Genomic DNA, 20,942 nt, shown 5'->3' with positions numbered 1-20,942 from the left:
CATGCGCCTGTCCCATGACGCCCATATTGCTGTGTTGCAGTCCCCTGATCCGGTGATGCTAATCAGTGTGGCGGCCATTCGCGGGTCCACCCCGCGGGAGGCAGGGGCGTTTATGCTGGTCAGCGAAAATGCCATTGCCGGAACGATTGGCGGCGGCAATCTCGAACATCAGGTCACATTGCGTGCCCGTCAAACTCTTGCCTCGCAGGGCGATATCATCACGGAACTGGTCCCGTTCCCCTTGGGGCCGGGGCTTGGGCAATGTTGTGGGGGCGCTGTCGATATTGCATTTCACCGGCTGAACCCGATGCAAAAGCATCAGCTGGCCACCGCAATAAGCAGCACACAAAACCGCGCCGGTATTGGTCATGGTGACTGGGTATTGTTGCCGATGGGCGAAAGTCGACATCTTGAAACTGCCAGCGCTGCGGATGCCGAAGCACTGGATCGTCTTTTTACAGGCGTGTGCGGCGGTTTGTCGGGGGCGGGCGAGGAACGGAAACTTTGCCTGCGGCTTGACGACGGGGCAACACCGCTTTGGCTGTTTGGTGCCGGGCATGTCGGGCAGGCGATTGTTCAGGCACTGGCGCCCTTGCCGTTCGATCTTCATCTGATCGATTCGCGTGATGAATACCTGACCCTGCCAGAAACAGCAAAACTGCATCTGCATCAAAGCGATAGGCCACAGAACGAAGTGGGCGACATGCCGCCTGGTGCCTTTGCTCTGATCCTGACGCACAGTCACGCGCAGGATTTTGACATCTGCCGGGCGGCTTTGATGCGGGATGATCTTGGTTTTGTCGGCATGATCGGAAGCCAAACCAAACGCGCGCGTTTTGTCCGGCGATTAAAAGATCGCGGGTTGGGAGATGCGGAAATCGGTCGTTTGACATGCCCGATTGGAATTCAAGGCATTGTGGGCAAACAACCGGCAATCATCGCGGCATCGGTCGCTGTGCAATTGCTGTCCGTGCGTGAAGCACGAATGGCGCAAAATCTGGTGAACAGGGTCGCACAAGACGGCCTTGCCGGATGATAAAGGCCTTCTTTGCAAGGCATATAAATGATAAAGGGCCGCGCCAATAGTGGCCTGATCAGGAGGATCCGTTCACCGGATCAGGAGTTCATATAGGGAGATTTGGCTGTGTGTGATGCCAAGCATGAACACATGCTCCATGCCGTGAATTTATCGCGGGCAAAAATGGAAGAAGGCTGTGGCGGTCCGTTCGGGGCAATCATTGTCAGGAACGGTGAAGTCGTTGCCGAAGGATGGAACAATGTCACATCCAGCAACGATCCGACCGCCCATGCCGAAGTCAGTGCCATACGCGCGGCCTGCGAAAAGCTTGGTACCTTCAATCTTGCCGGATGCGAGATTTACACCAGTTGCGAACCCTGCCCGATGTGCCTTGCCGCGATCTATTGGGCCCGTCTTGACCGAATCTATTATGCCAATTCCCGCGAAGATGCCGCGGCAATCGGCTTTGACGATCAATTCCTGTATGATGAAGTGGCAAAACCGATCCCGGATCGGAGCCTGCCGTGCGAACATCTGGATTTAGGGGAAGCGCGTGATGTCTTTGCGGCCTGGGATGCCAAAGAAGATAAAATCGCGTATTGAGACCGTTTGATTAGCAAACCGTGAACGGGTAATACCAACGGTGCGCGTGATCGGATCGCAAAATAGGGGTGGCAGCAGTGACGTCGAGGACCGGGAATACCGGCTCAGATAAAGGCTTGGTGATGACAGGCGCGGTGAAACCGGCACAGCTTGAAGTGCGCGGTGTGACCAAGGCCTTTCCGGGCTGTCTGGCAAATGACGATATCAGTTTCCGTATCGAACCTGGCGAAATCCATGCCCTTCTGGGGGAAAATGGCGCGGGTAAAAGTACGCTTGTGAAAATTATCTATGGCGTGTTGCAGGCCGATCATGGCGCATTGCTGTGGGAAGGAAAGCCGGTCACGATCCATAGCCCGCATGACGCACGCGAAATGGGCATTGGGCTGGTATTCCAGCATTTTTCGCTGTTTGAAACCATGACGGTTCTGGAAAACATCGCATTGGCGATGAACGACGTGCGCGATATGGCCGCCCTGCGTCAGCAGGTGATCGAGGTCGAAAAGACCTATGGTCTGCCGCTTGATCCAGATCGGCATGTCTATACACTTTCGGTTGGTGAACGTCAGCGGATCGAAATCGTCAGATGCCTTCTGCAAAATCCAAAACTGCTTATTCTGGACGAGCCGACATCGGTTTTGACCCCGCAGGAAGTCGAAAAGCTGTTTGAAACATTGCGCCGTCTTGCAGATGAAGGTTGCGCGATCCTGTATATCAGCCACAAGCTGCACGAAGTCAAAGCACTGTGTCAGAAGGCGACCGTCTTGCGCGGCGGCAAGGTCGTTGGCGGGTGTGATCCGCGCGCGGAAACGGCGAAATCCATGGCCGAAATGATGATCGGCCAGAAACTGACCGCACCCGATCGCAGCGGGACACGCAAATTCGGGGATGTGCGTCTTGATATTTCCGATCTCTCACTGATCAGCGACGAACAATTCGGCACCGACCTTAAGGGGATTGGCCTTAAGGTGCGCGGCGGCGAAATCATGGGCGTTGCCGGTGTCGCCGGAAATGGTCAGAACGAGCTGTTTCAGGCACTGGCTGGCGAAACCGAAATCATCGGCACGCCCGACTGCATCAAAATTGATGGTAATCCGGTTGCGCATTTGGGTCCGCGCCGCCGCCGTCGGCTTGGTGCTGCGTTTGTGCCCGAAGAACGTAACGGGCATGGTGCCGTTCCCGATATGAGCCTGTCGGAAAACGGTTTTTTAACAGCGTTTCGTCGTATGGCGTTGTCTGCACGTGGTCTGATCCGCGAAGTGCCGACCCGTACCTTTGCCGACAAGATCATCAAGACATTTGATGTACGCACCACCGGTGCCTCGGCCGAGGCCGGAAGCCTTTCGGGTGGCAACCTCCAGAAATTCATCGTCGGGCGTGAGATCCTTCAGGATCCGGGCGTACTGGTGATTTCCCAACCGACCTGGGGTGTGGATGCCGGTGCGGCAAGTGCCATCCATCAGGCATTGCTTGATCTGGCGGCGAAGGGCACGGCGGTTCTGGTGATTTCGCAGGATCTGGACGAGATTTTCGCCATCTGTGATCAGGTGGTGGTGATGGCCGAAGGCAAGATGTCCGCCCCGCGGCCGATGGCCGACGTCAGTGTCGAGGAAATCGGTTTGTTGATGGGGGGACTTCACGATCTGGACGGCGACGTAACCCTGAAGACGAAAGAGCTTATCGAAGGAGATCACGTTGATCAGGCTTGAACCCCGTCGCCAGCATAGTCAGGCGATGGTTTATCTGTCGCCGGTTCTGGCAATTCTCATGACGCTGTTTGTCGGCGGGATCATCTTTTCCTTTATGGGCAAGAACCCGTTCGATGCGCTCTATACTTTCTTCATCCTGCCGATCAACGACAGCTACGGACTTTCGGAACTGTTTGTTAAGGCAACTCCGCTTGTGATCATTGCCATCGGGCTGTCGATGGGGTTCCGCGCCAATGTCTGGAACATCGGTGCCGAGGGTCAATTGACCATGGGCGCCATATTCGGCGGTGGTCTTGCGCTGTATTTTCATGACAGTGAAAGCATGTTCCTTTTGCCCGCAATGTTTGTTCTTGGGGCGATTGGCGGGGCCTTCTGGGGGGCGATACCGGCGCTTTTGCGCACCAGATTCAATGCCAACGAAATCCTGACCAGCCTGATGCTGACCTATGTCGCAACACTGTTCCTGAGCTTCCTTGTGCATGGGCCGTGGCGCAACCCCGAAGGATTCAACTTCCCTGAATCCCGCCCGTTCCCGGATGCAGGCCTGTTGCCGATCATTTATGACGGTACGCGGGTCCACCTTGGAACGGCCTTTGCGGTACTGGTGGTGATTGCCGGGTGGATTTTGCTGTCGAAATCCGTGATCGGGTTCCAGTTGCGCGTGGTGGGCAAGGCCCCGCAGGCCGCGCGTCATGTTGGGTTCCGGCAGAAACGCATGGTCTGGTTTACCCTGTTGCTGGGCGGCGGTCTTTCCGGTCTTGCCGGTCTGTTTGAGGTTGCCGGACCTATCGGTCAGTTGCAACCCGCCATATCGCCCGGTTATGGCTTTACCGCGATTATCGTTGCCTTCCTTGGGCGGTTGCATCCGCTGGGTATTCTGTTTGGTGGGCTGATCATGGCGCTGACCTACCTAGGGGGGGAATTGGCCCAGATTACGTTGGGGCTGCCAAATGCAGTAACCGGCCTGTTCCAGGGGATTTTGCTGTTCTTCCTGCTGGCATGTGATGTTTTGACCAAGTATCGGGTTCGTTTCGGAACCCCTGCTGCCAAAGGGGAGGCCGCATAATGGATTGGCTCATTCCACTGATGCTGACTGTGATTACGGCATCGACCCCGCTTTTGCTGGCGTCGACCGGCGAACTGATCACCGAAAAATCCGGTGTGCTGAACCTTGGCGTCGAAGGCATGATGCTGGTCGGGGCAATTTCCGGCTTTGCGGTTACCGCGTCAAGCGGATCGGCCATTCTGGGTATCCTAGCGGCAATCGTTGCCGGAATGCTGATGTCGTTGATCTTCGCCTTCCTGACATTGACCCTTATGGCCAATCAGGTGGCAACGGGTTTGGCTCTAACCATATTCGGGGTCGGTTTTTCAGCGCTTGTTGGCTCCGGCTTTGTCGGTTTTGCGATTGAACCGCTTCCGGGGCTTCATATCCCGGTTCTGACCGATATTCCGCTGGTTGGTGAAATTCTGTTTGGTCAGGATTTTCTGGTTTATCTGTCGATTGTGATGGTGATTGCGGTCGGATTTTTCCTGTCACGGACCCGTGGCGGATTGATCCTCAAGGCGGTTGGTGATTCGCATCATTCCGCGCATGCCATTGGTTATTCGGTGATCAAAATCCGCTATATGGCGACCATGTTTGGTGGGGCAATGGCGGGGCTTGCCGGGGCGTATCTGTCACTTTCATATACGCCGATGTGGGCCGAAAACATGACCGCGGGTCGTGGCTGGATCGCATTGGCACTTGTGGTGTTTGCAACGTGGCGTCCGGGGCGATTGTTGGCCGGGGCCTATATGTTCGGGCTTATTTCGGTATTGCAGCTTCATGCGCAAAGTGCGGGTGTTCATGTCCCGTCACAATTCATGTCGATGTTGCCTTACCTTGCGACCGTGATTGTTCTGGTGATCATTTCCAGTGATCGCGCCAAGATCAGATTGAATGCACCTGCCTGTATCGGGCAGGCGTTCCGGCCCGCACAATAGGGCTGGTGCAACGGGATCGGGGAACGCCAAAAAGATTCCCCGACCCGGTGGGAGGAAGTGCGTATCGGACCAAAACTCAATCAAGCCGTTCTGAATATTATCTCTGGATATCATCAGGCCGGTTTGGCTGAGTCTTGGTCTGGACAAGAACACGTCATTGATTGCGTAAACAATTGGGTTTAAATCCTGATTAGCTGATTAACAGGGAGACCAGATAATGAATGCAAACCTCGTGAAGCGCACGCTTGCCGCCGTTGTGGCAACCGGTGCACTTGCACTCGGCATGGGTGCAGCCCAGGCCGAAGACGTCAAAGCCGGCTTTGTTTATGTCGGACCGATTGGTGACCATGGCTGGTCCTATCGTCACGACATCGGTCGTCAGGCGATCGAAGCGGCCCTTGGTGACAATGCCACCACCAGTTACGTCGAAAGCGTTCCGGAAGGTGCCGATGCTGAACGTGTGATTCGTCAGCTGGCCCAGACCGGCCATAACCTGATTTTCACCACCTCGTTCGGTTTCATGAACCCGACTGTCAAGGTCGCCAAGCAGTTCCCGAATGTGAAATTCGAACATGCAACCGGTTACAAACGTGATGCAAACGTTTCGACCTATGCCGCGCGTTTCTATGAAGGCCGTTACGTTGCTGGTGTGATCGCAGGTAAAATGACCAAGTCGAACATTGTCGGCTATGTCGGTTCGTTCCCGATCCCGGAAGTTGTTCGTGGCATCAACGCCTTCATGCTGGGTGCATGGTCGGTTAACCCGGATGTGAAAGTCAAAATCGTCTGGGCAAACACCTGGTACGATCCGGGCAAAGAAGGCGACGCAGCCAAGGCCCTGATTGATCAGGGTGCTGACATCATGGTCCAGCACACCGATAGCCCGGCTCCGCTTCAGGTTGCCGAGAACCGCGGTATCGTTGGTTTTGGTCAGGCATCCGACATGATCAAATTCGCCCCGAAGGCACAGTTGACCGCGATTGTTGACCATTGGGATGAATATTATGTCGCACGCGCCAAGGCTGTCATGGATGGTACTTGGGAATCAATCGACACATGGGGCGGTATTGATTCCGGTATGGTGGACATGGCACCTTACACCAACATGCCGGACGACGTAAAAGCACTGGCCGAAGAAACCGAAGCCAAGATCGCATCAGGTGAAATTCATCCGTTCGCAGGCCCGATCTATGATCAGGCTGGCGAATTGCGCATCAAGGAAGGCGAAGATGCAACCGACGAAATGCTTCTGGGCATGGACTGGTACATCAAAGGCATTGATGCCGAACTGCCGAAATAATCACGATTTGCACGTCCTGTAACGGCGACGTACTGAACAACCCCGCATCTGATGTGCGGGGTTGTTTCGTTTCAGGGGTTCTTGATGCTTGTTTCCGGATCCCCCGGACGGATGCGTTTTGGGCTGTCATCGACTTTTTCGTAGGCGATCATTTCCATCTTCGGGTGTAGCAAGGCATAAAGTGCAGCGCGCCAGAATTTCAGTTTGACCTTGTGCTCGCGCGTTTTACCCGCCCAGCGTTCGCGAAAAAGCTCCATATCCTCCCGCCGGGAAAAATAGATCACCAGATCGACGATGGGGGCGGATTGGGTCGCGCGCGGCAGTTCGATATTGCGAATGCCCATGGTCCATCTGTCGCTGCGGATATTCTTGTCCAGCCAGTCAAGCACGCCCTGGGCAGAGCGCTTTTCATGGATCACCACGCGAAATGGAAAGTCCCGAAGATCTTTTGTCATGTTGCTTCCCTGCAAACACCCCCTTATCAGAAGATCAAAAGGATGACCGCCTGACAAGACATGATCGTTGGTCGATCCTACTATTGTATGTTGGGATTGTGGGCGCCAATTATATTTATCTAATTTTTATCATCACGCTTAGTCTATGTATCACATGGATATTTTACATTTATCATTCTCGGATATATCGTTACATGGTATCCGGGCATTCAAACTGCTGTGATCTAAAATAGCAGGTAATCGGACAGAAAATCGGGGAAAGAAACGTGAGCCAAACGCCAGTCAGGGCCAAGCCAACGGGCAAGGAACGTCATTTCGAGCCGGAAGAACTGATCGTCAGCAAAACTGACCTTAAAGGCCGGATTACATATGCTAACGAGGTTTTCCTGCGTCTATCTGACTACCATGAAAAGGAAGTTCTCGGGCAGCCTCATTCGCTTATTCGTCATCCCGATATGCCGCGCTGTGTTTTCAAATTGCTGTGGGATGAAATCGCCGCCGGTCACGAGATCTTCGCTTATGTCGTCAACATGTCAAAGAATGGCGATCATTACTGGGTGTACGCCCATATCACGCCCAGTCTTGACGCGAATGGCAAAATCATCGGCTACCACTCGAACCGTCGGGTGGCTGATCCAAAGGTTCTTAAAGACACGATCATCCCGCTTTATGCGGAACTCCGCCAGATCGAAGAAAGCACCGCCAATCGTAAGGACGGCATGATCGCCGCGGAAAAAGCTCTGGCGCAAAAGCTTTCAGATGCCGGTCTGGCATACGACAAATTCATTCAAAGCCTTTAGGCTGTTTGCTAATTCGAGGTTTCAAAATGTCGCTATTTGGTGGTTCTAGCAAATCGGGGATCAAAAAGGCACTGGACGTTGTTCTGGCCGCGGCCGAAGGGGATTACGAAGCGCGCATAACCAGCGTCGACAGTCATCCCGACATGCGCGAACTTTTCATCGCGATCAACAGGTTGATTGACCGAAATGACGCTTTCTTGCGCGAAAGTGCGGCTTCGATGGGGGCTGTTTCTGAAAACCGGTATTATCGTCGGATTGTCGAAACCGGGCTTGTCGGGGCCTATCTGACGTCGGCACAGAAAATCAATGCGGCGACCGCGTCGATTGAACAAAAACTGACCGGTTTCAATACCATCGTTGAAGAATTCAAAAGCGGTTCATTCGAAGCCGTTGATCAGATTGCCGAGGCCGCGGGTGCGCTTTCAAGCGCATCGGGTGACGCCAATCGTATTGCACATGAAACCAGTTCGCGTTCGACAAACGTTGCCGCCGCGGCCCGTCAAACGGCGGCCAATGTTGCTGGTGTGTCCGAGGCATCCGAAGAACTCAATCAGTCGATCCGCACTGTTGCCGATCAGGCTCGTGAATCGGTAGAAATTGCCAATCGTGCGAATGGCCTGGCACAGGAAACGGATGGGCGTATCGGCCAGCTCGAAGCAGCAGCAGGCGAGATTGTCGAAGTTGTCAGCTTTATCCGCGATATCGCGGCACAGACCAACCTTCTGGCTCTGAATGCGACCATCGAGGCGGCCCGTGCAGGCGAGGCGGGCAAGGGCTTTGCCGTGGTCGCAAACGAGGTCAAGGGCCTTGCCAACCAGACCAGCAAGGCAACGGAATCGATTGAGGAAAAAGTACAGGACATCCAGAATGCAATCGAGGCATCGGTCAATTCGATCCGCGAGATTGCATCTGTCATTGATGATCTGGCCATCCGTTCGGATCTGATTTCGAATAATGTTGAAACCCAGACGGCATTGTCATCAAACATCACCCGCAATGTCGAACAGGCATCCAGCGGCGCACAGGAAGTGACCGACAATATCACCGTGGTTTCCGAAATGGCCGGTCAGACTGGCGAGGCCGCCGATACCACCCGCGATATGGCGGGCAAACTGGCGCGGGAGTCTGAAAATCTGCGCAAGCAGCTGGGCGGGTTCCTCGATACCATCGCCGAACTGCTGTACAGCACCGCGCGCAAATAGCTACCTGTTAAGAACTTTCTGCTACGATAAGGGGATAGATGCCCCTTATCGTCTTTGCCGGAAAGGAAGTCAGTCATGCGTGTGTTTTTTAATTCCCGCCACGATGCCCATGACGGGAATGGTGAAATGCACCATGGGCGTTTGATTCCATGCTTTGAAAATTCCCGCCGGATGGCAATCATCCGCGATGCGGTGGCCCATTCCGTACAGGCGCAGCTGGTTGACCCGACCGATCATGGCATGGCACCGATTGCCGCCATTCATGATGCGGATTATCTGTCCTTTCTTGAAAACGCTTGGGCGGACTGGAATGCCGCAGGCAATGATCATGATGCTTTTCCCTATGTCTGGCCGACAGCCGGTTTTTCCGGTGGTTATCCCGCTCATATCAGCGCGCGTCTTGGGCAATATGCCATTTCATCGGATACCCCGATCACCAAGGGGACATGGAAGGCGGCCTATTGGGGCGCACAAACCGTGGTGTCGGCGGCCGAAGCCGTTTGGAACGATGGAGAGGCATCCTTTGCCCTGACCCGCCCGCCGGGGCATCATGCACATGCCAATCGTTATGGCGGATATTGCTTCCTTAATAACTCTGCCATTGCCGCCCAGCAGATGATTACCAAAGGTGCGAAAAAGGTCGCGATCCTTGATATCGATTACCATCACGGTAACGGAACGCAGGATATTTTCTATGACCGTGGTGATGTTCTGACCGTGTCGATCCACGCAGATCCCAAGCATCAATTCCCGTTCTTTATGGGTTATGAAAACGAAACCGGTCGTCTGGACGGGCAGGGGGCGAACCTGAATATCGTGCTTCCCGGCGGATCGGATTTCGGGCCGTGGTCACAAGGTTTTGCAAAGGCTATTCAAAAAATTATCACCTGGCAGCCGCAAGCTTTGGTAATCGCGCTCGGCGTTGATGCTCATGAGGCCGAAACGCTGTGCGATTTCAAACTGCAAACCGATGATTTTAAACGGATTGGCCAGATGATCGGGCGATTGGGATTGAAAACCGTCTTTGTCATGGAAGGTGGTTATGCCCATGACGTCATCGGTTTCAATGTCGCGGCTGTGCTGGGTGGGTATCTGTCCGAAATCAAAAAGTAATACAAACAAAAGCCTCAAAACGCCTTGCATCTATCGGAGCGTTTTGTGGATATACGGATTTGTATCAGCTCTTATCCCATGGCGGTGTCCCGCCAAACTCGCTTACCAGAAAATCGACAAATGCCCGCACACGTGTTGGCAGGTAACGGTTTTCGGGATAAAGCGCGTAAACCGCATGGGCTGGAGGCGTATAATCGGGCAGAACCACCTGAAGCTGGCCGTTGCGGATATGGTCGCCGACTTCCCAGTGGGATTTAAGCGCGATGCCATGCCCATCAAGGCACCAGGGGTCAGCACTTCACCATTGTCTGAATCCATGGATCCGGAAACCGACAGGGTTACCGGGCCTTCCGTCTCGGCACCATGAAGGGTCCATTGATATTGCCGTGATCCGGGAAAACGCAACAACAGGCAGTTGTGATGCAACAAATCGCCCGGCGCCTTGGGAATGCCATGTCGTTTCAGATAGGCCGGGTTTGCCACCAGCATACGTTTATTGGCTGCAAGCTTGCGCACGATCAAAGAGCTTTCCTTTAACTCGGCAATGCGAATGGCGAGATCGACCTTGTCCTGCAGCAGGTCCAGCAACCGGTCGGAAAGGTGTAGCCTGATCTGAACGTCCGGGTTTTTTTCAACAAATTTCGGGATGATAGGGGCGACATATTTGTTGCCAAACGCAATCGGGCACGTCAGCGTGACCGGACCGCGCGTGGTGTTTTTCTGATTGGCGATGGCATTTTCGGCTTCCTGCATTTCGGCCAGAATGCGCAGGCAGTGCCGGTAATAAACATCGCCCTCGGTCGTCAGATTGACCCGGCGCGTTGTGCGGTTCAAAAGCCGAACACCCAGCCGTTCTTCAAGGCGCGCAATCCGGTTTGAAACGACCGCCGCCGAATGGCGCAGCTCGCGCCCGGCGGCAGACAGGTTTCCAAGTTCGGCTACGCGGACAAAAATCTGGATGTCCTCAAAGTCGGACATGGGTTACGGGCTCCTGATACAGCTTTTTTATTTTCTGAATTTGTGTGTTTCCAAATCCTGACGGCTACTGTGCCATTTTAAAAAATAACTTGAAAGTCATTTCGATTATGCACCTGCCCTTAATAATAGAGCACCCGGATACGCTATGTTAGGACTCTGATTGGAATAATTCCGGATCAGTGCGGTCGCATGATGCGCATCACCGGCAAGGGGGCAGCGGGGCGGTATGAGCGACGCCCTGCAAGACGGAGGTTTCAACGGGTGGATATTCTGTTTCAGGACTGGATCAATCTGATCCTGCGCTGGGCGCATTTGATTACCGGTATCGCGTGGATCGGTTCATCCTTTTACTTCGTCTGGCTGGATCTGAGCCTGCGTAAGCGTCCGGGCATGGATGAAGGCGTTTATGGCGAAGCCTGGATGGTCCATGGCGGCGGGTTTTACCATGTGAATAAATGGATGGTTGCGCCGAAATCCATGCCGCCCGAACTGCACTGGTTCAAGTATGAGGCCTATTTCACCTGGCTGACCGGTTTTGCGCTTCTGGTGACAATGTATTACTGGAGTGCGGAGAGCTATCTGATCGATCCGAATGTCATGCCGCTTGGCAAATGGGATGCCATCCTGATCGGGCTTGCCAGCCTGTTTGCCGGTTGGGTGATTTACGATCTGATGTGCAAAAGTCCGATTGGCCAAAGCACCGGAAAACTTGCGATTGGCGTGTTCATTCTGGCGATGGTTGCGGCCTATGGCTTTACCCATGTGTTTAGTGGTCGTGGGGCGTTCATCCATGTTGGTGCGATGCTGGGTACGATCATGGCCGCCAATGTGTTTCGCATCATTATCCCTAACCAGAAAAAGGTCGTCGCCAGTCTGATGGCGGGCGAGAAACCCGATCCGGCCCTGGGATTGCAGGCCAAGCAACGGTCCACGCATAACAACTATCTGACGCTTCCGGTGTTGCTGATGATGATCAGCAACCATTATTCGATGCTGTTTTCCCATAATCAGTCTTGGCTGATTGTCGGTCTGATCCTGATCATTGGTGGGTTGGTGCGCCATTTCTTCAACACGCGTAATGCCGGGGGCAGCGGCAAGGCGATTGCATGGCAACTGCCATCGGCTGCGGTGGGCATGGCGATCCTAGCGATGTTTGCGTCCTATGATCCCGATGCCGCCAAGCTGGCCGATCAGGAAATCATCACCGGCGATCATGCGCTGGCGATTGTTCAGACCCGCTGCACGGCCTGTCATTCTGCCAACCCGACCGATGAAGGCTTTGACGAGGCGCCGATGGGCGTAATGTTTGATGACATCGCACAGGTCAAAGCCAATGCGCAGCGCGTTCTGGCACAGGCCGTCATCGGGCGTGCCATGCCGCTTGGCAACATGACCGAAATGACGGACGAGGAACGGGGGCAACTGGGGCAGTGGATCCGTGCCGGGATGCCGGAATAGCCGGTTCTGTTGATGACGGAAATCAAGGGCGGCCTGCGTGATGCAGGTCGCCCTTTTTCGTCTGGCGTCTTAAATGCGCGTGGGGAGCCTGATCAGACGTCAGCGCGATAGTTCATCGGCACCCAGTCAAACATCGTGCTGTCTTCGATGACATGCCCAATGCCCGGGAAGGCGATATGGCACCCGGCAACCAGATATTTTTCCGATACGGCTTCGGCAAAGGCGGCTTCACGGGTGATGATCGCCTGAGCGGGATTAACATCAAAGGCAATCGAGACGCCCGGTTCATCAAACTGGATGACATCGCCGTGGGTGATGTCGCCCCAATAAACGAACTTTTCGCCTTTGCTTTCAAACCAAAGGGCGCTGTGCCCCGGTGTGTGCCCCGGACGATGTGTTGAATTGATCAGGCCCGGCACCGGCGAGCCATTGGTTTCGAAAGTCGAAAGTGTGCCGCTGTCGATATAGGGCTTGGTCGATAGGACGGCCTGATCAAAATATTGCTTGGCATTTTCCGGGGCCTTGTTGCGATTTTGCGTGCTTAGCCAGTATTCGGCATCAAGTTTCGGTAAATGCACCGTAGCGTTGGGAAAGGCTTTCTTGCCGTTAAACGTCAGTCCGCCAGTGTGATCAGTATGAATGTGGGTAATCACCACATCATCAATCTGATCGGGGTGATAGCCCGATGCGATGATATTGGCCGGTAATTTGCCAAGGGCAGGTCCCAACAGGTCGCTGGTCCCGGCATCCAGCAGCACAAGACGATCACCGAAGTTTAGAAGATAGGCATTAACCGATGTCGATGTCGGAGTTCCCTGAAATGCATTGGCAAGGGCCGTGCGTGCGTGTTCGGGGCTGGTATTGAGATACAGATCGGCAAGTGGAAACTGCCCGGTGCCATCCGAAAGTGCGGTAACTTCGACGTTGCCCACCATCAGGCGGTAATAGCCCGGCGCCTGTGTGCCAACCAATGGTGCCTTGGCTGCGGCGCGCAATGGAATAAAAACGGTGCTGGCCGTCGCCCCGATGGCAGCGGCAGCGAGCGAACCTTTAAGCATGTCTCTGCGTGACAGCATCAGAATATTCTCCCTCAATCAAATGCCGGGATTTAACCGGCAGCTTGTAACGCGATAGGGAAAGGCTATGTTCCAATCAGTCAGTAATCAAATCGATGTGGGTCATGGATACTATTGATCATTTCAATTTAAGGTCATTTGACCTCAACCTCATGATTGCGTTTGACGCAATGATGCAAGAGCTGAGCGTCACAAAATCTGCGGAAAAATTGCGGATTGGTCAGTCCGCCATGAGCCACAATTTATCAACGCTCCGGATGCTGTTGCAGGATGATCTTTTTGTCCGTGTCGGACAGAAAATGCAGCCAACCGCAAAGGCGCGGGCCCTTGCCGGGCCGGTTCGGGCGGCTTTGACGCAGGCACAAAGTGCGCTTCAGGCGACGGACAGTTTTGATCCGGACACGGCAGATCGCATATTTCGCATTGGTATCACTGGCGAAATGGAAATGGTCCTGTTGCCAGCATTGGTGCACCATTTGCAATCAACCGCACCCGGTGTGCGTCTGGTAAGTCGTTCGATTACGGTTGAAACGGTCGATCTGATGTTGAATGCAGGTGAAATCGATCTGGCAATCGGATGCAAGGAGTCTCGCCAGATCGGCGAAGTGCTGTTTGAGTCCAGTGTTGCGTGTTGCTTTAACCCCGATATGTGCAAGCTGACACTGCCTTTATCGCGCGAAACATACCTTGGCGCGCGCCACGCGGTTCTGTCTCAGACCGGAAATGTCGAAGGCTGCGTTGGGGATGCATTACGTGCGATTGGCATCGATCTTGATGTTGTTCTGGCCGCACCAGATTTCATGCCGTTGCTTGCCGCTGCCCGGAATGCCCCGATTGTTGCGACTGTACCGCGCAGGATTGCGGCGCAATATGCGCCCTTATTCGGGCTGGTATTCTGTGAAATGCCCATTCCACTGAATTTCCCGCCGGTAACCATGAACTGGCCGATCTGGGCGGATAAAGATGTCGGGCTGGTCTGGTTGCGCAATCAGATCAGATCGGTGATCGGTGACATTTCAACGGATCTGCCTGCCATCGCGGCGCAATGATTGTTCCGCATTGTCATATATAAACAACCCCGCCGGCGAACCGGCGGGGCGGGATGCTTCGGCCTATGGGCATTGTGGTGCAATAACCGCAGAAAGGCGAAACTTCCGCCCCTCAGATAAGGGGGAAGAAGCCCAAGGTCAACGTGATTAAAAAATAATCAAATTTTAATTAATGATCGAAAAGTGATCATTGAAATCGCGTGTAGCGCAAATATTTTCCATTTTCTGCCTGTTAAATAGTTGGATATTGCGTTGAGTCGCCGCGATTTCTGGCGTTGTAGCATATTATTCGGAATCTGGCACGATTTTAGCAAGCAACACTGCGGTGCAATAAACTCGCAGTGGAGGCAATAGAATGAATAAGAAGCTTCAGGCGCTTATGGGCGCAGGGGCCTTGGCTTGGTCTGCAATGACCATGTCAAATGCCCAGGCCGCTGATACGATTAAAGTCGGCGTTCTGCACTCTCTTTCTGGGACGATGGCGATTTCGGAAACCACGCTGAAGGACACGGTCCTGATGCTGGTGGACGATCTGAATAAAAATGGTGGCCTGTTGGGGAAACAGGTTGAGGCAGTTGTTGTCGATCCGGCGTCGGATTGGCCGCTTTTTGCCGAAAAAGCACGTGAACTGATTGAAAAAGACAAGGTCGATGTCGTGTTCGGCTGCTGGACCTCGGTCTCGCGCAAGTCGGTTCTGCCGGTGTTCGAGGAACTGAACAGCATGCTGTTCTATCCGGTTCAGTACGAGGGCGAGGAAAGCTCGCGCAACGTGTTCTATACCGGTGCCGCGCCGAACCAGCAGGCAATCCCGGCTGTTGACTACCTGATGAGCGAAGATGGCGGCGGTGCCGAGCGTATCGTTCTTCTGGGAACGGACTATGTCTATCCTCGAACGACCAACAAAATCCTGCGTTCCTACCTGAATGGCAAGGGTATCTCCGATGAAGACATCATGGAGAATTACACCCCGTTCGGTCATTCCGACTGGCAGTCGATTGTTGCCGATGTGAAGGCATTCGCATCCACCGGCAAGAAAACCGCGGTGGTTTCGACCATTAACGGTGACGCCAACGTGCCGTTCTACAAGGAACTCGCCAACCAGGGCATCAAAGCCGAAGACATTCCGGTTGTTGCCTTCTCGGTCGGTGAAGAAGAACTGGCTGGTATCGATACCTCGCCGCTGGTCGGTCATCTGGCGGCCTGGAACTATTTCCAGTCGGTTGAAGCCGATGCCAACACGGCCTTCATCGAAAAATGGCATGCCTTTATCGGTGACGAAAAACGCGTAACCAACGATCCGATGGAAGCAACCTATATCGGTTTCAACATGTGGAAACAGGCTGTTGAACAGGCTGGCACCACCGATGTTGATGCCGTCCGTCAGGCCATGTATGGCCAGGAAGTTGCGAACCTGACCGGTGGCATCGCTGTCATGAACACCAACCATCATCTGTCCAAGCCGGTTCTGATCGGCGAAGTGCAGGATGATGGCCAGTTTGACATCGTTTGGGAAACCGAAGGCACCGTCGTTGGCGATGCATGGTCGGACTTCCTGCCCGAAAGCGCGAAGCTGACCGCCGACTGGACCTATCCGTGGGTCTGCGGCAACTGTGAAAAACCGATGTACTGATCGGGATTGGACAGGCTGGCTGTTGATGCAGCCAGCCTGTTTTTCGTTGCCCTTATCATCGGGCGACTATTCTTTTTGTAATTTTCTGACATCCGATTTTCAAAGGCTTGGTGACCATGCGTACTGTCATGACCGCTGTCCTGTGCCGTTTCTGTTTCCGCGCAAAAAATTCCCTGTCCGCTCTGTTTGCTGTTGCCGCAATTTGCGCGGTTATGACGCTGGCATTTCCGCAGCCAGCACACGCATTTAGCGACGAAGAACTGCGCAATGTAACGGAACAGCTGAACGATAAAAGTTCGACCAAAAAGCTTGCCGCAATCGAGGCCATGGCGGCCGATGGCGACCCCCGTGTGGCGCCGATCCTGAATGCGATGCTTGAAGGAAATCTGTTTGTGCGTGCCAGCGACGAGCATGTCGTGATTGGCGAAAAAAAGGGCAAGGTCTGGAGCCATATCGATGTCGTCAGCGGCGAGGTGGTGGGCGAAAGCGGTTCCGGAGAACTCGACAAGATCAAGATCAACAACCGTTTGCGCGGTGCGCTGCGCGATGCGTTGGCGGCCCTTAACCTGTTTAGTCAGGATATCGGTATCCGTACCGCTGCCGTTGAACAGGTCATGGATGCCCGCGATCCGTCGATGTTGCCATTGCTGATCCGCGCGATCGAACGTGAAGAAGATGCGACACTTTTGGCGCGGATGGAGCTTGCACGGGCAACCATGGCGCTGGCGGCTGGTGAAACCACCGAGGAACGCCTGACGGCCATCGAAGTGCTGGCCAGCGAAACCACACCGCAAATCCGTGCGGTATTGTCGCAATTCGTTGCCAGTGCCGAAGCCGAAGGGTATCAGCCCGAAGTCGTTGCCGCCGCCAAAGACGCGCTCGCCGATGTCGAGGGGCGACTTTCGATGTGGCAGACGCTGGGCGATGTATATCGCGGTATCAGCCTTGGTTCTGTCCTGTTACTTGCCGCGGTTGGTCTTGCCATTACCTTTGGCGTGATGGGCGTGATCAATATGGCGCACGGCGAAATGATCATGATCGGTGCCTACACCACCTTTGTCGTGCAGCAGATTTTTTCATCTGTCTTCCCGTCCGGTTCGCCGTGGTCGTTGGTGATTGCGGTACCTGCGGCATTTGTTGTCGCGGGGCTGGTCGGTATTGTGATCGAACGGTGCGTGATCCGCTTCCTGTATGGGCGTCCGCTTGAAACGCTTCTGGCGACATGGGGGGTGAGCCTTGTTTTGCAACAGGCGATCCGAAGCATCTTTGGCGCAACCAACCAGCAGGTTACCGCACCCGATTTCATGAGTGGCGCGCTTGAGCTGTCAAGCGGTCTGGTCCTGACCTACAACCGCCTTTGGATCATCCTGTTCAGCCTGATTGTGGTCGGCGGGATCGCGATTGTGCTGCGCTATACCGCCTTTGGTCTGCAAATGCGTGCCGTGACCCAGAACCGCCGAATGGCGGGATCGGTTGGCATCCGCACCGGTTATGTCGATGCCCTGACATTCGGGCTTGGTTCGGGGATTGCCGGGATAGCCGGTGTCGCGCTTAGCCAGATTTCAAACGTCAGTCCGAACCTTGGTCAGACATACATCATCGACAGTTTCATGGTCGTGGTGTTTGGCGGGGTTGGCAATCTTTGGGGCACGGTCCTTGGCGCATTCAGTCTTGGCATTGTGAACAAGTTCCTTGAACCGGCGGCGGGGGCGGTGCTGGCGAAAATCTTTGTTCTGATTGCGCTGATCCTGTTTATCCAGAAACGACCAAAGGGCCTGTTTGCCCTTAAGGGTCGCGCGGTGGAGGCCTGATATATGACCGACTATCGCACGAAATACCAAATGACGCCGGTGATCGGGTGGCTGTTGCGGGATCGTGGCGGGATGATCCTGCTTGCGATCCTGATTGCGGCATCGGTTCTGATCCCGGTTGGCAATCTGATCGTGCCCGAAGGATCGGCCTTTCATGTTCCGACATGGATGATGAGTCTGCTCGGCAAATATCTTTGCTATGCGTTGCTGGCGCTTTCGGTTGATCTGATCTGGGGGTTCTGCGGGATCCTAAGCCTTGGTCACGGGGCGTTCTTTGCGCTTGGCGGTTATGCCATGGGCATGTATCTGATGCGCCAGATCAGGGACCGCGGGGTTTATGGTAACCCGGAATTGCCCGATTTCATGGTGTTCCTGAACTGGACCGAATTGCCGTGGTACTGGTACGGCTTTGACATGTTCTGGTTTGCCATCGTGATGGCAATGTTCGTGCCGGGGCTTCTGGCCTTTGTGTTTGGTTTCCTTGCCTTCCGGTCGCGGGTAGCCGGTGTGTATCTTTCGATCATAACCCAGGCAATGACCTATGCGCTGTTGCTGGCATTCTTCCGCAATGACATGGGCTTTGGCGGCAATAATGGCCTGACCGATTTCAAGGATCTGCTTGGATTTTCCCTGCAATCGGATGGTACGCGGGCGACCTTGTTCGTTGTATCCTGTGTGATGCTTGGCATCTGTTACGTCGTTGCGCGCTGCATCACCAATTCCCGTCTGGGCAAGGTGTTGATCGCCATCCGCGATGCCGAGGCGCGTGTGCGTTTTACCGGTTACCGGGTCGAATATTACAAACTGTTCGTCTTTACCGTATCGGCCGTCATGGCCGGGATTGCCGGATCGCTCTATGTGCCGCAGGTCGGCATCATCAATCCGGGTGAATTTGCCCCGGCATTGTCGATTGAAATCGTTATCTGGGTGGCGGTTGGCGGGCGCGGTACGCTGTATGGTGCGGTGTTGGGGGCGTTCATCGTGAACTATGCCAAAACCTTCTTTACCGGTGTGATGCCTGATTTCTGGCTGTTCTTCCTTGGCGGGTTGTTCATCGCCGTGACCCTGTTCCTGCCAAAGGGTGTGATCGGTGCGGTCCCGGCATTTGGGTCACCGGACCGGCAATCGGCGTTTAGCACCCTGCGCAAGCGTTTCCTGAACGGGCGCGCAAACGAAGGAGGCAAGGCATGAGCGAGGCAGCCGAAATCATGATCGAGCAGGCCGAACGCAAGGCGGCCCAAGCCAACACCATCCTTTATGTCGATGGCGTTTCCGTCACCTTTGACGGGTTCCGTGCACTCAATAGCCTGTCCTTTTATGTCGAGCCGGGTGAACTTCGCGCGATTATCGGCCCGAACGGGGCGGGCAAGACGACGATGATGGATATCATCACCGGTAAAACCCGGCCTGATACCGGAGATGTGATGTTCCGAAGCGAAGTCGACCTGACCAAACTGGACGAGGCCGAGATCGCAAACCTTGGCATTGGACGCAAGTTCCAGAAGCCGACCGTGTTTGAAAGCCATACGGTGTTTGACAATCTGCTGCTGGCCTGTTCGGGCGGGCGGGGGGTGTTTCAGGCGCTTTTCCATCGCTTGGGCAATGACGAAAAACGCCGCATCGAACAGACGCTTGAAACCATCATGCTGACCGACAAGCGGGGCGAGACGGCAGCCAACCTGTCGCACGGGCAAAAACAGTGGCTTGAGATTGGCATGTTGCTAATGCAGGAGCCGGAATTGCTTCTGGTGGATGAACCGGTTGCCGGCATGACGGATTCCGAAACCGAACAGACCGCGAAATTGCTGCGATCCATTGCAACGGACCGGTCGGTTGTGGTTGTCGAACATGACATGGAATTTGTCCGCGACCTTGATTGCAAGGTGACGGTCCTGCACGAAGGATCGGTTCTGGCCGAAGGCCGCCTTGACCATGTTCAGAAAGACCCGCGGGTCATCGAAGTATATTTGGGGCGCTGATCATGCTGGAAGTTGCCAATATCGATCTGTTTTATGGCGCGTCGCACGCGCTTCGCAAGGTGTCGCTTAGTGCCGAAACCGGCAAGGTCACGGCGGTTCTGGGGCGCAACGGTGTCGGTAAAACATCGTTGATGCGCGCCGTTGTCGGGCAACATCCGATTGCCGATGGCAACATCACCTGGGAAGGTAAAAACATTTCGCGTGATCCGGCCTGGAAACGATCAGCATCGGGGATTGCAATTGTGCCCCAGGGGCGCGAGATTTTTCCGCTTCTGACCGTGAAGGAAAACCTTGAAACCGGGTTTGCCGCCCTTCCGCGCGCCCTTCGTCATATCCCCGACGAGATTTTTGAACTGTTCCCGGTCCTGCGCGACATGCTGGGCCGTCGTGGCGGCGATCTTTCGGGCGGGCAGCAGCAGCAGCTTGCCATTGGGCGGGCATTGGTGACACGCCCGCGGCTTCTTGTGCTGGACGAACCGACGGAAGGCATTCAGCCATCGATCATCAAGGATATCCAGCGCGTGATCAAACAGCTGGCGGATCGAGGCGATATGGCGATCCTTCTGGTCGAACAGTATTTCGATTTCGCCCATGAACTGGCCGACGAGATTGTCGTGCTGGAACGTGGCGAGGTGGTGCTGGCGGGGGCAAAGGATACTTTGGACCGCGAAAAGGTCCGGTCCCATCTGACTGTTTGATCAGCATTTGCCAAAATTTTGCGCATGGGGAAATTGGACACGGCCCTGCAAGTGGCGCGATTGCGGGCGGCGCGGTTTGG

General features: G+C 54.6%; 19 protein-coding genes and 1 pseudogene. 16 read left to right on the top strand and 4 right to left on the bottom strand.

Annotated features, from left to right (window positions below; genetic code table 11):
- Nucleotide 1: 1 nt before the first annotated feature.
- From xdhC to TH3_RS18605, 6 genes are all read left to right on the top strand, one after another.
- Nucleotides 2-1,036: a xanthine dehydrogenase accessory protein XdhC gene (gene xdhC / locus TH3_RS18630; protein ID WP_007088843.1), complete on the top strand. Its 1,035-nt coding sequence runs from the start codon at nucleotides 2-4 to the stop codon at nucleotides 1,034-1,036.
- A 108-nt stretch (nucleotides 1,037-1,144) separates the two neighbouring features.
- A complete protein-coding gene (locus tag TH3_RS18625; protein ID WP_007088844.1) occupies nucleotides 1,145-1,621 on the top strand; it encodes a nucleoside deaminase in 477 nt (158 codons plus the stop codon).
- A 122-nt stretch (nucleotides 1,622-1,743) separates the two neighbouring features.
- Nucleotides 1,744-3,327, top strand: a complete 1,584-nt coding sequence (locus TH3_RS18620) for an ABC transporter ATP-binding protein (protein ID WP_040060194.1) — start codon at nucleotides 1,744-1,746, stop codon at nucleotides 3,325-3,327.
- Complete coding sequence (locus tag TH3_RS18615) at nucleotides 3,314-4,393, top strand: ABC transporter permease (protein ID WP_007088846.1); 1,080 nt, start codon at nucleotides 3,314-3,316, stop codon at nucleotides 4,391-4,393. The genes TH3_RS18620 and TH3_RS18615 overlap by 14 nt, the downstream gene beginning before the upstream one ends.
- Nucleotides 4,393-5,313, top strand: a complete 921-nt coding sequence (locus TH3_RS18610; protein ID WP_007088847.1) for an ABC transporter permease — start codon at nucleotides 4,393-4,395, stop codon at nucleotides 5,311-5,313. Before TH3_RS18615 ends, TH3_RS18610 begins: the two co-directional genes overlap by 1 nt.
- 217 nt (nucleotides 5,314-5,530) lie before the next feature.
- The gene (locus TH3_RS18605; RefSeq protein ID WP_174441863.1) at nucleotides 5,531-6,613 is read left to right on the top strand and encodes a BMP family ABC transporter substrate-binding protein; all 1,083 of its coding nucleotides are present in this window, start codon (nucleotides 5,531-5,533) and stop codon (nucleotides 6,611-6,613) included.
- Between the two features lie 71 nt (nucleotides 6,614-6,684).
- On the opposite strand, the gene TH3_RS18600 is transcribed toward TH3_RS18605, so the two are convergent.
- A complete protein-coding gene (locus tag TH3_RS18600; RefSeq protein WP_007088849.1) occupies nucleotides 6,685-7,068 on the bottom strand; it encodes a hypothetical protein in 384 nt (127 codons plus the stop codon).
- Nucleotides 7,069-7,334: 266 nt separating this feature from the next.
- Between TH3_RS18600 and TH3_RS18595 the strand changes: the two genes are divergently transcribed.
- From TH3_RS18595 to TH3_RS18585, 3 genes are all read left to right on the top strand, one after another.
- The gene (locus TH3_RS18595; protein WP_007088850.1) at nucleotides 7,335-7,868 is read left to right on the top strand and encodes a PAS domain-containing protein; all 534 of its coding nucleotides are present in this window, start codon (nucleotides 7,335-7,337) and stop codon (nucleotides 7,866-7,868) included.
- Nucleotides 7,869-7,894: 26 nt separating this feature from the next.
- Entirely contained in the window at nucleotides 7,895-9,070 is a 1,176-nt protein-coding gene (locus TH3_RS18590; RefSeq protein ID WP_007088851.1) for a methyl-accepting chemotaxis protein, read from the top strand.
- 75 nt (nucleotides 9,071-9,145) lie between these two features.
- Nucleotides 9,146-10,183: a histone deacetylase family protein gene (locus tag TH3_RS18585; protein ID WP_007088852.1), complete on the top strand. Its 1,038-nt coding sequence runs from the start codon at nucleotides 9,146-9,148 to the stop codon at nucleotides 10,181-10,183.
- A 64-nt stretch (nucleotides 10,184-10,247) separates the two neighbouring features.
- On the opposite strand, the gene TH3_RS23480 is transcribed toward TH3_RS18585, so the two are convergent.
- A complete protein-coding gene (locus TH3_RS23480) occupies nucleotides 10,248-10,412 on the bottom strand; it encodes a LysR substrate-binding domain-containing protein (protein WP_267958679.1) in 165 nt (54 codons plus the stop codon).
- Between the two features lie 128 nt (nucleotides 10,413-10,540).
- Nucleotides 10,541-11,161: pseudogene (locus tag TH3_RS18580) on the bottom strand (LysR family transcriptional regulator); the annotation flags it as partial.
- Nucleotides 11,162-11,422: 261 nt separating this feature from the next.
- Here TH3_RS18580 and TH3_RS18575 point away from each other — a divergent pair.
- Complete coding sequence (locus TH3_RS18575) at nucleotides 11,423-12,619, top strand: urate hydroxylase PuuD (RefSeq protein ID WP_007088854.1); 1,197 nt, start codon at nucleotides 11,423-11,425, stop codon at nucleotides 12,617-12,619.
- A 92-nt stretch (nucleotides 12,620-12,711) separates the two neighbouring features.
- Here TH3_RS18575 and TH3_RS18570 read toward each other — a convergent pair whose 3' ends face one another.
- Nucleotides 12,712-13,695 carry an MBL fold metallo-hydrolase gene (locus TH3_RS18570; protein WP_007088855.1) on the bottom strand — a complete coding sequence of 328 codons (984 nt, stop codon included), beginning with the start codon at nucleotides 13,693-13,695 and terminating at the stop codon, nucleotides 12,712-12,714.
- A 104-nt stretch (nucleotides 13,696-13,799) separates the two neighbouring features.
- On the opposite strand from TH3_RS18570, the gene TH3_RS18565 reads away from it, so the two are divergent.
- The 6 genes from TH3_RS18565 (at nucleotide 13,800) to urtE (ending at nucleotide 20,862) form a co-directional block, all read left to right on the top strand.
- Nucleotides 13,800-14,744, top strand: a complete 945-nt coding sequence (locus TH3_RS18565; RefSeq protein WP_040061250.1) for a LysR family transcriptional regulator — start codon at nucleotides 13,800-13,802, stop codon at nucleotides 14,742-14,744.
- Between the two features lie 355 nt (nucleotides 14,745-15,099).
- Nucleotides 15,100-16,374 (top strand): urea ABC transporter substrate-binding protein, encoded by a 1,275-nt coding sequence (urtA, locus tag TH3_RS18560; RefSeq protein ID WP_007088857.1) that lies wholly within the window; start codon nucleotides 15,100-15,102, stop codon nucleotides 16,372-16,374.
- A gap of 116 nt (nucleotides 16,375-16,490) precedes the next feature.
- Nucleotides 16,491-18,185 carry an urea ABC transporter permease subunit UrtB gene (gene urtB / locus TH3_RS18555; protein ID WP_007088858.1) on the top strand — a complete coding sequence of 565 codons (1,695 nt, stop codon included), beginning with the start codon at nucleotides 16,491-16,493 and terminating at the stop codon, nucleotides 18,183-18,185.
- 3 nt (nucleotides 18,186-18,188) lie between these two features.
- Nucleotides 18,189-19,376, top strand: a complete 1,188-nt coding sequence (urtC, locus tag TH3_RS18550) for an urea ABC transporter permease subunit UrtC (protein ID WP_007088859.1) — start codon at nucleotides 18,189-18,191, stop codon at nucleotides 19,374-19,376.
- Nucleotides 19,373-20,164: an urea ABC transporter ATP-binding protein UrtD gene (gene urtD / locus TH3_RS18545; RefSeq protein ID WP_007088860.1), complete on the top strand. Its 792-nt coding sequence runs from the start codon at nucleotides 19,373-19,375 to the stop codon at nucleotides 20,162-20,164. Before urtC ends, urtD begins: the two co-directional genes overlap by 4 nt.
- Nucleotides 20,165-20,166: 2 nt before the next feature.
- Nucleotides 20,167-20,862: an urea ABC transporter ATP-binding subunit UrtE gene (gene urtE, locus TH3_RS18540; RefSeq protein WP_007088861.1), complete on the top strand. Its 696-nt coding sequence runs from the start codon at nucleotides 20,167-20,169 to the stop codon at nucleotides 20,860-20,862.
- The last annotated feature ends 80 nt before the right edge of the window (nucleotides 20,863-20,942 follow it).

Origin of the sequence: Thalassospira xiamenensis M-5 = DSM 17429, from assembly GCF_000300235.2 — a bacterium.
GTDB classification, from domain to species: domain Bacteria; phylum Pseudomonadota; class Alphaproteobacteria; order Rhodospirillales; family Thalassospiraceae; genus Thalassospira; species Thalassospira xiamenensis.
This window is presented reverse-complemented; position numbering and strand designations above follow the sequence as displayed.

Excerpts from the sequence above, each read along its gene's own strand:
- xdhC (WP_007088843.1), top strand. The coding sequence starts at position 2 with ATGCGCCTGTCCCATGACGCCCATATTGCTGTGTTGCAGTCCCCTGAT.
- TH3_RS18620 (WP_040060194.1), top strand. The coding sequence starts at position 1,744 with ATGACAGGCGCGGTGAAACCGGCACAGCTTGAAGTGCGCGGTGTGACC.
- TH3_RS18610 (WP_007088847.1), top strand. The coding sequence starts at position 4,393 with ATGGATTGGCTCATTCCACTGATGCTGACTGTGATTACGGCATCGACC.
- TH3_RS18605 (WP_174441863.1), top strand. The coding sequence starts at position 5,531 with ATGAATGCAAACCTCGTGAAGCGCACGCTTGCCGCCGTTGTGGCAACC.
- TH3_RS18600 (WP_007088849.1), bottom strand. The coding sequence starts at position 7,068 with ATGACAAAAGATCTTCGGGACTTTCCATTTCGCGTGGTGATCCATGAA.
- TH3_RS18590 (WP_007088851.1), top strand. The coding sequence starts at position 7,895 with ATGTCGCTATTTGGTGGTTCTAGCAAATCGGGGATCAAAAAGGCACTG.
- TH3_RS18585 (WP_007088852.1), top strand. The coding sequence starts at position 9,146 with ATGCGTGTGTTTTTTAATTCCCGCCACGATGCCCATGACGGGAATGGT.
- TH3_RS18570 (WP_007088855.1), bottom strand. The coding sequence starts at position 13,695 with ATGCTGTCACGCAGAGACATGCTTAAAGGTTCGCTCGCTGCCGCTGCC.
- TH3_RS18565 (WP_040061250.1), top strand. The coding sequence starts at position 13,800 with ATGGATACTATTGATCATTTCAATTTAAGGTCATTTGACCTCAACCTC.
- urtA (WP_007088857.1), top strand. The coding sequence starts at position 15,100 with ATGAATAAGAAGCTTCAGGCGCTTATGGGCGCAGGGGCCTTGGCTTGG.
- urtB (WP_007088858.1), top strand. The coding sequence starts at position 16,491 with ATGCGTACTGTCATGACCGCTGTCCTGTGCCGTTTCTGTTTCCGCGCA.
- urtC (WP_007088859.1), top strand. The coding sequence starts at position 18,189 with ATGACCGACTATCGCACGAAATACCAAATGACGCCGGTGATCGGGTGG.
- urtD (WP_007088860.1), top strand. The coding sequence starts at position 19,373 with ATGAGCGAGGCAGCCGAAATCATGATCGAGCAGGCCGAACGCAAGGCG.
- urtE (WP_007088861.1), top strand. The coding sequence starts at position 20,167 with ATGCTGGAAGTTGCCAATATCGATCTGTTTTATGGCGCGTCGCACGCG.